At 35.4% G+C, this 12,437-nt stretch carries 7 protein-coding genes; 5 read left to right on the forward strand and 2 right to left on the reverse strand.

The features are described 5' to 3' along the window. Nucleotides 1-149: 149 nt before the first annotated feature. Complete coding sequence (prfA, locus tag AABM59_RS04735) at nucleotides 150-1,226, reverse strand: peptide chain release factor 1 (protein WP_338407827.1); 1,077 nt, start codon at nucleotides 1,224-1,226, stop codon at nucleotides 150-152. 445 nt (nucleotides 1,227-1,671) lie between these two features. Between prfA and AABM59_RS04740 the strand changes: the two genes are divergently transcribed. The 4 genes from AABM59_RS04740 (at nucleotide 1,672) to AABM59_RS04755 (ending at nucleotide 8,086) form a co-directional block, all read left to right on the forward strand. After that, on the forward strand, nucleotides 1,672-2,487 hold the full coding sequence (locus AABM59_RS04740; protein ID WP_338407828.1) for a hypothetical protein: 816 nt from the start codon (nucleotides 1,672-1,674) through the stop codon (nucleotides 2,485-2,487). Between the two features lie 244 nt (nucleotides 2,488-2,731). Further along, nucleotides 2,732-5,023: a DNA topoisomerase 3 gene (locus AABM59_RS04745; RefSeq protein WP_338407829.1), complete on the forward strand. Its 2,292-nt coding sequence runs from the start codon at nucleotides 2,732-2,734 to the stop codon at nucleotides 5,021-5,023. Between the two features lie 151 nt (nucleotides 5,024-5,174). Further along, nucleotides 5,175-5,648 carry a DUF6265 family protein gene (locus AABM59_RS04750; RefSeq protein WP_338407830.1) on the forward strand — a complete coding sequence of 158 codons (474 nt, stop codon included), beginning with the start codon at nucleotides 5,175-5,177 and terminating at the stop codon, nucleotides 5,646-5,648. A gap of 221 nt (nucleotides 5,649-5,869) precedes the next feature. Further along, nucleotides 5,870-8,086, forward strand: a complete 2,217-nt coding sequence (locus tag AABM59_RS04755) for a TonB-dependent receptor (protein WP_338407831.1) — start codon at nucleotides 5,870-5,872, stop codon at nucleotides 8,084-8,086. A gap of 737 nt (nucleotides 8,087-8,823) precedes the next feature. Here AABM59_RS04755 and AABM59_RS04760 read toward each other — a convergent pair. Next, nucleotides 8,824-11,457: a valine--tRNA ligase gene (locus AABM59_RS04760; protein ID WP_338407832.1), complete on the reverse strand. Its 2,634-nt coding sequence runs from the start codon at nucleotides 11,455-11,457 to the stop codon at nucleotides 8,824-8,826. Between the two features lie 239 nt (nucleotides 11,458-11,696). Here AABM59_RS04760 and AABM59_RS04765 point away from each other — a divergent pair, with 239 nt between their 5' ends. Then, nucleotides 11,697-12,086, forward strand: a complete 390-nt coding sequence (locus AABM59_RS04765; protein ID WP_338407833.1) for a DUF1573 domain-containing protein — start codon at nucleotides 11,697-11,699, stop codon at nucleotides 12,084-12,086. The last annotated feature ends 351 nt before the right edge of the window (nucleotides 12,087-12,437 follow it).

Consider the following 12,437-nt stretch of genomic DNA (forward strand, 5'->3'; position numbering starts at 1 on the left):
CAGTAAAACGGAACAAAAAATGTATCGAGAATCGTTTTTAACGAAATTTTTCTTGTTCTCGATACGATTTTCTTATAAAAACTAATCACACCGACGAAAAATTACCATTAAAAACTAATTACACCCAACGGGTTGAATCTAATATATTTTTAAAAAACCTCGCTCGCTTCCTTTAATTTCTCCATATTATTCACCAATTGTAATTCATCTACAATTTTCTGAATATCACCATTCATTATATTTCCTAAATCGTACAATGTCAATCCAACGCGGTGATCTGTTACACGACCTTGCGAATAATTATAAGTTCTTATTTTTGCCGAACGATCACCAGAACTCACTTGTGAAGTACGTTTTGTAGCGTCTTCGGCTTGTTTTTTGGCCAATTCTTGTTCGTACAAACGAGAGCGCAAAACGCCCAATGCTTTGTCTTTATTCTTATGTTGCGATTTCTGATCCTGACATTGCGCTACCAAACCTGTTGGAATATGAGTCAAACGAACTGCCGATTTGGTCGTATTTACCGATTGTCCACCAGGTCCTGACGAACAGAAAAAATCGACACGAACATCATTCATATCAATTTGAACGTCAAATTCTTCGGCTTCCGGAAGCACCATAACCGTCGCTGCCGAGGTGTGAACACGGCCTTGCGTTTCCGTTTGCGGTACGCGTTGCACGCGGTGAACACCAGCTTCAAACTTCAAGGTTCCGTAAACATCTTCGCCTGTAACTTCAAAAATCACCTCTTTGAAACCGCCCGAAGTGCCTTCGTTCATATCCACTACCGAAGTTCTCCACCCTCTATTTTCGCAATATTTAGTATACATCCTAAACAAATCGCCCGCAAAAATACTGGCTTCGTCGCCACCCGTTCCGGCACGAATTTCGACCATTACATTCTTAGCGTCTTCCTCGTCTTTCGGAATCAACAAAAACTTGATTTCTTCCTCTAGTTCGGGTAATCTTTCCTTGGCTTCATCGAGTTGCATCTTAGCCATTTCGGTCATATCTGCATCACTATTATCGGCAATGATTTCGTTGGCTTCATCAATATTGGCCATCAAAAGCACGTATTCGTCCCGCTTTTCGGCTAGGGCTTTCAATCCTTTATATTCCTGGTTCAATTGCACATACCGTTTCTGGTCGCTGATTACATCGGGCTGAATAATCAAGTCCGAAATCTCGTCGAAACGCTGTTTTACTATTTGAAGTCTGTCTAACATATTCTAATTCCTTTATTTCTTCTAGTTTATATTTATTACCCAAGGGCAGAAGTAACCTCTTAACACGTTTTTGTTATTTTCATCAAAAATCGTTATTCAGTTTGGAGTGCAAAAATACGGTTTTTTTGTTTAAAGTTTAAAGTTGTTTAAGAGTTTATTCCAACCAATTGAAAGCTGTATTTGGGCTGAAAAAAAAATTAAACTCAAAGGCATAAGGCTATCGCTAAGAACACAAATTCTTGGGTAGAAACTTTAAACTTTAATCCGTTTTTTGTTCTCTAAGGCTTTTTACTACTAATACGATAGGACATTTGCAAAAAAAGACTTCGCTTACGGTTTTACGTAATACCTTAATTTAAAGTAGAGCGTTTTTTAAAAAAAAACTTAGTTCGTTTTATAAGTATTTTAGGCAACAAGCTATATATTTACCTAAAATAAAATTGATATGAAAAATTACTTATATGTTCTTATCTTGTTCCTCAGTTTTAGTTCCTTTAGTCAATCAAAAATAGATCAATCAAAAAACGAAATGAATGGTAGATCCCATTCTTCAAGACAAAATAGCAATGATAGCGGTAGATCAAATAATTCTGATAGGTATTTTGACACAGATGATGCTACTTTTTGGTTCTTCGTAGTTCCAAGATTAGCCTTTTTTAGTTTTATAGGAGATTATGGAAACGAACAACATCTGAATAATAATTTAACTGATTATCCTTATTACAATGTCGAATCGGGCAACTATGGAAATTCAGATTCGCCAAAAAAAGATATACGCCTTGACATTGAAGACCATTTGCTGTACAGTAATAATCATTTATATGGCAATCATTTAAAAGTAAAAATTCGTCCCTCTCATTATTTTTATTTACAGAGTGATTTTCATCAAATATTTGAAAAAAATAAACTAGATCTTACTACAGATCGGCTTTCTGTATTCTATTTCAATGTAGGATATGATCGAGTGCGTCTAGAAAATTTTAACTTGGGATGGACTGTGGGAACCAGTTATATAGGTAATGAAGTGAAAAAAGCAGGCGTTTCGGTTGGTATAAACACGGAAATGTTTTTTAGCCACAAAATAAGCGTATCGGCTCATGCTAAATGGAGTGCCATCAATGGGAATCCAGTTAATTTATATGATATTCAAATGAGATATCACAACAAAAGATTCTTTTCTTCATTAGGATTTGAGCATTTAAAAATGGGCACTCCTAATTATAATTTTATAACTCTTGGGGGAGGAATTTATTTGAATTAAAATAAAGCCTAATCTATAGCCCTGATGGAAGCGGCATCCTCGTAACGCAGCGAAGAGATACAGCGGACAGCAGGACGACTAGTTCTCAAAAACACAGGGATTCTGCTCCTAAAAAAAACTCCACTCACCTAACCGTTGATAACTCCTAAAGATTTCTTTTTAATACCAATTTCTAAATTCCTACTTTGCAGCTTCAAAGTCCATTCCCGTGCAAACGGGAAACCAAATAAAAATCTATATACAAATGAAGGTCTGTATTGCCGAGAAACCAAGTGTAGCCCGCGAAATCGCATCCGTTCTAGGAGCGAATACCAAACACGATGGCTATTACGAAGGCAATGGCTATCAGGTAACTTATACTTTTGGTCATTTGTGCACCTTGAAAGAACCCAACGATTACAAACCACACTGGAAAAGTTGGGATTTGAACAATCTGCCCATGCTTCCCGAGAAATTTGAAACCAAGGTGGTCGAGAATTCGGGGATTCAAAAGCAATTTAGAATCATACGAAGTTTATTCGATAAAGCGACCTTGGTCATCAACTGCGGGGATGCGGGGCAAGAAGGAGAACTCATTCAGCGCTGGGTGATGAACGAAGCCCATTACAAAGGCGAAGTCAAGCGCTTGTGGATTTCGTCCTTAACAACCGAAGCTATCAAGGAAGGCTTCCAGAACTTGAAACCATCTGCCAACTACGATAATTTATATTACGCCGGATTTTCGAGAGCTATTGGCGACTGGTTGTTGGGTATGAATGCGACCCGTTTGTACACCGTAAAACACGGTGGCTACAAACAAGTATTGTCTATTGGACGGGTACAAACCCCAACCTTGGCAATGGTTGTGGACCGTTTTAAAGAAATTGAGAATTTCAAACCGCAACCGTATTGGGAGTTGCAAACCTTGTATCGAGAAACGCTTTTCAGCTATGAAGAAGGACGCTTTTTGAAAAAGGAAGATGGCGAAATTTTGGCCCATAAAGTCAAGGAAAGCGAGTTTGAAATTGTTTCCGTCGAAAAGAAGAACGGCAATGAATTTGCACCCAGACTGTTTGATTTAACAGGCTTGCAAGTCTATTGCAATACGAAATTTGGGTTCACAGCAGACGAAACGCTTAAAATCGTTCAGACTTTATACGAACAAAAAGTGGTCACCTACCCGAGAGTCGACACCACGTTTTTGCCCAACGACGTCTATCCAAAAGTGGCCGGCATCCTGCAAAAGTTGACCAATTATGCCGCCTTGACGCAACCTCTTTTGGAAAAAAAGATTAAAAAATCGACCAAGGTTTTCAACGACAAGAAAGTAACCGATCACCACGCGATAATTCCGACAGGGATGCAAAGCAATTTGCAATACAATCAGCAACAAGTATATGATATAATCACAAGACGTTTTATTGCCGTGTTTTATGACGATTGTCTGGTAGCCAATACGACCGTAATTGGGAAAGCAGCCGATGTCGCCTTCAAAACCACAGGAAAAGAAATCTTGAAAAAAGGATTTCGCGTCGTTTTCGAAGACCCAAACGCCAAGGAAAAAGAAGCGGATCTATTGCCGAGTTTTGTTGTGGGTGAAAAAGGAACGCACGAACCCTCGTTCTTGGAAAAGGAAACCAAACCACCCAACCAGTTTACCGAAGCCACCTTGTTGCGCGCCATGGAAACCGCGGGCAAACAGGTTGACGACGAAGACCTCCGAGAGTTGATGAAAGAAAACGGCATTGGTCGACCATCAACAAGAGCTAATATTATTGAAACGCTTTTCAGACGTCAATACATCGTTCGAAACAAGAAACAGGTTTTGCCAACACCAACGGGAATTCAATTGATTGATACCATTCAAAATGAGTTGGTCAAGTCGGCAGAATTGACCGGTTCCTGGGAAAAACAGTTGAAAAACATTGAAAAAGGAACTTTTACTGCAGGTGCTTTCATTAAGAATATGAAACAAATGGTTGAAGAATTAGTGTATGAAGTACGAAGTGAAACCCGGCGTGCCAACATTTCGCATGCAGGAAGTGTTCAGAAACAAGAAGCGGTTGTCGAAAAAAAGAAAGCGGAAGGAATACTAGCGGAAGTTTGTCCGAAATGTAAAAAAGCGACACTCATTAAAGGTAAATTAGCTTATGGATGTGGCGATTACAAGGCGGGTTGTCGTTTTGTATTGCCGTATACTTTTGCCGATAAAAAAATATCAGAAAATCAATACTTGCGATTACTCCAAAAAGGATCAACCGTAAATTTAAAAGATTTCAAAACAGAATCCGGAACGGTGGAAGGTTTGCTACGCTTTGATGAAAATTTTGAACTTAAATTAGAAGAAAAGAGAATAGCTGCGAAACCAATCTCGGAAGCGTTGGCTTGCCCCAAATGCAAAAAAGGAACCATTCTCAAAGGAAATACCGCTTATGGCTGCTGCGATTATAAATCAGGCTGCGATTTTAAAGTACCGTTTGATGTCGTTAGAGCGAAACTAGGTGATCAAAAACCTTCCAAAGAATTGGTTTATATGATTCTGAAAGAAAGTTTTTAAGAATAATTTGTATGTTTTTTAGGAGCTTAATCCAGCTATCCGTTGTAATCTCCCGAAAAAAAAATCGGGAGGATTTCCACTTCTATCTGGGCTAATTGCGATCTTTTTCCTAATTTCGCATGGATTAAAAGAACAATTGAATTTATACATCATGAAAAAAATCGCGCAATTATTTATTTTGGTTTTAACCCTTACTTCTTGTTTCAAATCAAATGAAACTTCTAAAATTGTAGTTGCCGATTGGCTTCTAGGGAAATGGGAAAACAAAACAGCCGATGGAAAACTATTGGAAATTTGGAAAAAGACAAACGATAGCATTTATGACGGCGCAAGTTATTTTATAAAAGGAAAAGACACCCTGCATTTTGAAACCATCCAATTAGAACAAAAAGCCGATGAAGTTTTTTATTTATCAACCATAGGAGGTCAAAACAATGATGAAACAGTTACTTTTAACTTAATAGCATCAACTGAAAATCAATTCGTTTTCGAAAATCCAAAAAATGATTATCCACAAAAAATCATTTATTCGCTGATTACGAATGATAGTTTAGAAATTTATATTTCTGGAATAGTTCAAGGAAAACCTAGTTCTGCAAAATATTCAATGACTAAAATGAACTAAAATGCTATTTTATTTATATAAATCGTACTATTTTCCTAAAAAATAAAAATATTCTATTGCAGAATACTTTACATTTCTGTGAAATTCATAAATCTACAATTTCTTATTTATAATTATTCTAAATAGTTTTGATAAGCAAGATATGGTTTTTATATTTGCATCGTTATTTTTATTAATTCTAAATAACTTTAACGAATTATTATATAAAATAAGTTTACACAATGAAAAAAGTATTTGCCCTAGCATGTATTTCAATGTCACTCTTGAGTTTTTCTCAAAAAAAAGAAATTAAAAAAGACACCATAAATTTATTGTCTGAAGTTGTTATTAATTCTGATGCAATAATTGGCAATACGTTTAAAACAAAAAACAAAGCTGGATCTTCATTTTATATTTCAGAAGCCGATTTAAAAGTATTCAAACAAGATGACATTTCCAGAGTTTTAATCAATGTACCCGGAGTAACGATTCAAGAAACAGATGGTTTTGGTTTACGACCAAGTATAGGAATGAGAGGAACAAACCCTGACAGAAGTTCCAAAATAACACTAATGGAAGACGGTGTACTTATTGCACCTGCTCCCTATTCTGCTCCTTCGGCCTATTATTTCCCTACTGTTGGGCGAATGAAGGCTTTCGAAATCATCAAAGGAGGAAGTCAAATTCAATACGGTCCTTATACAACTGCCGGAGCTTTGAATATGGTGTCAACGCAAATCCCAAGCACATTTTCTGGAAACATAAGTGCTACTTATGGCAGCAACAATACTAAACATTTCTATACCAACATTGGGGATTATTTCAAAAATTTTGCCTACTTAGTAGAATATAACAATCGAAATTCAGACGGTTTTATGGATATGGATTACAGTTCCAAAAAAACAGGTTTTGATGCCAACGACTATGTTGCCAAATTTCGTTTGAACACTGATTTAGATGCGAAAATATACCAATCGCTGACGATGAAAGTGCAATATTCAGAAGACACATCAAACGAAACTTATTTAGGGCTTGCTGAAACTGATTTCAAAACCAATCCTTACTTAAGATATTTGGGTTCAAATGAAGATAATCTAATAACAGATCATTTTCAATTAATGGCCACTCATTACATCAGACCCACAGAAAATTTAACGTTTACTACAAAAGCATATAGAAATACTTTTTCTAGAAATTGGTACAAACTAGATGCTGTAAATCTTGGAATAGTATCGGTTTCCATATCAAATATATTAGCAGACCCTATTAAATATTCAGGAGAATACGATGCTATTACAGGAAATAGTAACACCATTGCTAATGCATTACGTGTCAAAGCAAACAACCGAAAATATGAATCTCAAGGAGCTCAATCTATAGGAAATTATAAATTTAAATCTGAAAAAGTAAAACATGATATTGAATTTGGTGTTCGATACCACGAAGATTATGAAGACAGATACCAATGGGTTGATGGTTACTCGATTCAAAATAAATTCATGAACCAAACCAATAATGGAATTGGCGGAAGTGATTCTAATAGAATTCAAAGTGCCAAATCAATAGCATCCCATATTTTATACAATTTAACTTTCGCTAATTTCATTTTAACACCAGGATTAAGAAACGAAAACATAAGTATAACAAACAAAGATTACGGGAAATTAGATTCAAATAGAACTGGTGCAAATTTAATTACAGATAAAAATAAAGTAAATGTATGGATTCCTGGAATGGGAGTAGTATACAATATTAAAGACAGCTACAAGCTCTTTGCAAGCTTGCACAAAGGATTTTCGCCTCCGGGAGCTAAAGCTGGTGAAGATGCCGAAAACAGTTTGAATTCCGAAATTGGATTCCGTATGAATAAAGATGCCTTTTCATCTGAAATAGTTATTTACAATAACAATTATTCCAATTTACAAGGAGCAGATACTATGTCTGGAGGAGGAAGTGGTACTGGAGATTTGTATAATGCTGGTGATGCAAAAGTAAGTGGTCTCGAATTTACGGCTTCTTATGATGTTTTAAATAAATCGAATGTATTTAGATTCCCTATTGCATTAAGCTATACCTATACCAATACCGAATTAAAATCAAATTTTAATAGCCCAAGTTGGGGAACTGTAACTTATCGAGATGAAATTCCATTTATTGCTAAAAACCAAATAGCATTAACCGCTAATTTAGAACACAAGAAATATAGTTTAGCCCTAAACGCTCGATATATTGGCCAATTTAGAACAAAAGCAGGTCAAGGAGAAATTCCGGCAAATTACAAAATCGACGATAACATAATTATTGATGCTGCTGCTAAATACCATCTAACTAATAGAGTAAGCTTTACAGCAAATATTATCAACTTATTAGATTCAGATAAAGCTGTTGCAAGAACACCTGCTGGCTTAAGACCTAGTCACCCTTTTGGGATTAATGTTGGGATTATGGCAAGGTTATAATTCTTAAACCAATTAATAATTTATAATTATTAACAATTGACATAGCATATCAGCATACTTACTAAAAAGGTTGTTCAAATTCCCATTTGAATACCCTTTTTTTATATAAAAAAATTGAAATCGTTTCATGAGAAATAGTAACGAGTACTTCAGAAATATTTGTTGCAATCGAATGGATCAAATAAATGAATAAAATACAAAAAATAAAAGTGAAAGTTAGGATCCTGACAAATATACTTTAGCAACAAAAGCGGTTTCTTATAGTTTTCCAAAGGATGAAAAATTAATAGATGAAAAATATGCCAAAGATTTAGGAACAAAATTAGGGGTAAATGACGAATTTAGAAAATCAAGAATAAAAGAAGGAAAACTTAAAATTTCCTTCGAGAAAAATGATGCCGAATTTGATATTGCTACTAGAAAAGGGGAAATCACCACTTATAACAAAACTCCCTTTATCAATTAAATTCTAAAAATTCACAAAAACGAATCTAATTGGTGGATTTACTACTCTGACATTTTTGCTTTAGGTCTTATTACCATTGCTATAACTGGAACTTTTATGGTAAAAGCAGGGAAATTTAGTTTTAAAGAAAGAGGATGAAAACTAGCTTTGGCAGGAATTATATCCCCTTTGATTTTCTTGTTTTTATTGAGTTAATAATAATAATAAATGCAAAAAATCCCAATTCTGAAATTTCAGAATTGAGATTTTATTTTAAAAAAAGAACTAATTTTTATTTTAATCCAGCCAAACTTTGTTTTAATGTGGCAATTTTAGAAAGTGCATCGGCTTCTTTTTGTCTTTCGTTTGCCAAAACTTTCTCTGGCGCACCAGCTACAAATTTCTCATTAGCTAATTTACTTTGAACCGATTTCAAGAAACCTTGTGTGTAAATCAACTCGGTAGTAAGTTTTGCAATTTCTGCTTCAATATCAATATTTCCTGTAACTGGAATAAAATATTCATTCGATTTTACACGAAAAGACAAAGCACCATCCACTTTTTCCGAAACATATTCAAGCGAAGTGATGTTTCCTAATTTGGTCACCACCGCATCAAAATAAGTCGAAGCTGCATCGTTATTAATCGCTTTCAATTCAATCGCATCCTTAAACGGAATATTCTTGTCTTTACGAATCGTTCTGATTCCAGAAATCACTTCAATCGTGTTTTCGAAATCGGAAATTAATTCTGCATTAAATGGTTTGATTTCAGGCCAAGTCGAAACAATCAAAGCTTCATCTGGTGTTCTTGTGGCCAATAATTGCCAAATTTCCTCTGTCAAGAACGGCATAAACGGATGCAACAACTTCATATTGGTTTCCAGCATTTCTATAGCTTTTGCCAAAGTCACGCTATCAATTGGTTGTTGGTAAGTTGGTTTTATCATTTCTAAAAACCAAGAACAGAAATCATCCCAAACCAATTTGTAGATTCCCATCAAAGCGTCGGAAATTCTGAATTTTTCGAAATTGTCTTCAATCTCTAAAAGCGTTTGTTGCAATTTGGCTTCATACCATTCAATAGCCACTTTCGAAGATTCTGGTTGAGGGATAGCATCCGAAACTTCCCAACCTTTTATCAATTTGAAAGCATTCCATATTTTATTAGTAAATCCTTTTCCTTGGTTACACAATTCTTCGTCGAACATAATATCGTTTCCTGCAGAAGCGCTCAAAAGCAATCCTACACGAACACCGTCGGCACCAAATTTCTTTATTAACTCTAATGGTTCCGGGGAATTCCCCAAAGATTTTGACATTTTTCGTCTTTGTTTATCACGAACCAAACCCGTTAAATATACATTCGTAAATGGTTTTTCGCCTGTATATTCATAACCTGCAGTAATCATTCGCGCCACCCAGAAAAACAAAATATCTGGACCGGTCACTAAATCATTTGTTGGATAATAATATTTGAAATCTTCGTTTTCAGGATCCATAATTCCTCCAAAAACAGACATTGGCCAAAGCCAAGACGAAAACCAAGTATCGAGAGCATCTGCGTCTTGACGAAGGTTGTTAGTTGTTAGTTGTTGGTTGTTGGTTTTTTCTTTGGCTAAAGCCAAGGCGTCCTCAATATTTTCGGCAACAACGAAATCTTCTTTTCCGTCGCCATAGAAATAGGCAGGAATTTGTTGTCCCCACCACAATTGACGGGAAATATTCCAATCTCGAATATTATTTAACCAATGCGCATAGGTATTATTAAAACGAGCTGGATGTAATTTTATATCGCCATCTACCAAAACAGATTGGATTGCCGGTTTTACCAAATCTTCCATTTTCAAGAACCATTGATCGGATAAACGCGGTTCGATTACGGCTTTTGTTCTTTCGGAAGTTCCTACTTTGTTCAAATGGATTTCGGTCTTCGCCAATGCTCCACTTGCTTCTAATTCTTTAGCAATTTCTTCGCGAACCACAAAACGGTCTTTTCCTTGGTAATGCAAACCAAAACTATTTAGCGACGCATCTTCATTAAAAATATCAATGATCTCCAAATTGTGTTTTTCGCCCAAAGCTTTGTCATTCATATCATGAGCTGGAGTCACTTTCAAGCAACCCGTTCCAAACTCGATATCAACATATTCGTCTTCGATAATTGGAATAATACGACCGCAAATAGGCACAATGGCTTTTTTCCCTTTCAAATGAGCAAAACGTTTGTCATTTGGATTGATACAAATTGCAGAGTCCCCAAAAATAGTTTCGGGACGTGTTGTGGCCACCTTCAGAAAGTCTTCGCTACCTACGATTTTATATTTTAGGAAATACAATTTTCCTTGTTGTTCTTCATAAATTACTTCTTCATCAGACAAAGTAGTTTTTGCTTCCGGATCCCAATTTACCATTCGGTAGCCACGATAAATCCAGCCTTTGTTATATAAATCGACAAAAGAACGAATTACAGAAGCTGACATATCCGGATCCATGGTAAATTTAGTTCGATTCCAATCGCACGAACAACCCAATTGTTTGAGTTGTTCTAGAATTGTCCCTCCGTATTTGTCAGTCCATTCATAGGCGTGCTTCAAAAATTCTTCCCGACTCAAATCTGATTTATTGATTCCTTCGGATTTTAATTTGGCCACAACTTTGGCTTCCGTAGCAATAGAAGCGTGATCTGTTCCGGGAACCCAACAGGCATTGAAGCCTTTAAGACGTGCTCTTCGAATCAAAACATCTTGAATAGTATTGTTCAACATATGTCCCATGTGCAAAACCCCAGTTACGTTAGGTGGAGGAATTACAATAGTATATGGTGTTCTTTGGTCTGGTTCTGAATGGAAATAATTATTTTTCATCCAGTAGTCATACCACTTATTTTCAATAGTTTTAGCGTCGAATTGTGCAGGAATTGTCATTTTATGTGGATTCGTTTAATCGATTATTTGGCTACCAATCTAATAGCCAGATTGTTGAATTTTTAAATCGATGGGGCAAATAAATGCTCCAACGATAAAGATTTTCACTTTGGTCTAGTTTTTGTACTTTAAATAGGGAACAAAAGTAAATAATTAAGTACAGTATAAAAAGGGAAATAAAAATTTGTCCCCTTAATTAAAAAAACTATATTTACTTATAATGAAGTTAAAAAAAAAAGATGAAAAAAATAGCCACACTAATAGCAGTTTTATTTATTTCAGGTATGGGTTTTGCTCAATCTGGAGCAAAGATTGAATTCAAGGCAAAGGACAATACAATAGATTACGGAACCATCTCGAAAAAAAGTGATACTGGTATTCGTTCCTTTGAATTTACGAATACTGGTGATGCACCCTTGACTATATACGATGTCTTGTCTACTATTGGATCCACAGTTCCCGCCAAACCAACTAAGCCTATTATGCCCGGAAAAACGGAAAAAATTGACATAAAATATAACATGGCTCCTGGGCCAATAAGAAAAACGATTACTGTTGAATCTAATGCTGTAAATTATGAAGATGGAAGAATTGCCTTGAAAATAAAAGGAGAGGTTATTCTTGATTAATAAATTTTCTAAAAAAAATTAACACTAAACGCTTCTTGATAAACTTCAAGAAGTTTTTTTTTTACAACACATTCAGCAATTGGAATTTAAATTTCAGAAGTTGACTGTCTCTTTCGACTTCAAAATACATCCATTTTTCATCTTCTGATTTTAACATGGAGTTAATTTAACTAAAGTAAGTTGATGCCCTGGAATATTATTAATACTACCCGTTGGGTGTAATTAGTTTTTAATGGGAATTTTTAGTCGGTGTGATTAGTTTTTGTATGAAAATCGTATCGAGAACAAGAAAAATTTCGTTAAAAACGATTCTCGATACATTTTTTGTTCCGTTTTACTGCACAAAAAACA

It is taken from the genome of uncultured Flavobacterium sp., from assembly GCF_963925185.1.
In the GTDB taxonomy this organism is placed as follows: domain Bacteria; phylum Bacteroidota; class Bacteroidia; order Flavobacteriales; family Flavobacteriaceae; genus Flavobacterium.

Coding starts and splice junctions, on each gene's coding strand:
- prfA (WP_338407827.1), bottom strand. CDS start 1,226: ATGTTAGACAGACTTCAAATAGTAAAACAGCGTTTCGACGAGATTTCG.
- AABM59_RS04740 (WP_338407828.1), top strand. CDS start 1,672: ATGAAAAATTACTTATATGTTCTTATCTTGTTCCTCAGTTTTAGTTCC.
- AABM59_RS04745 (WP_338407829.1), top strand. CDS start 2,732: ATGAAGGTCTGTATTGCCGAGAAACCAAGTGTAGCCCGCGAAATCGCA.
- AABM59_RS04750 (WP_338407830.1), top strand. CDS start 5,175: ATGAAAAAAATCGCGCAATTATTTATTTTGGTTTTAACCCTTACTTCT.
- AABM59_RS04755 (WP_338407831.1), top strand. CDS start 5,870: ATGAAAAAAGTATTTGCCCTAGCATGTATTTCAATGTCACTCTTGAGT.
- AABM59_RS04760 (WP_338407832.1), bottom strand. CDS start 11,457: ATGACAATTCCTGCACAATTCGACGCTAAAACTATTGAAAATAAGTGG.
- AABM59_RS04765 (WP_338407833.1), top strand. CDS start 11,697: ATGAAAAAAATAGCCACACTAATAGCAGTTTTATTTATTTCAGGTATG.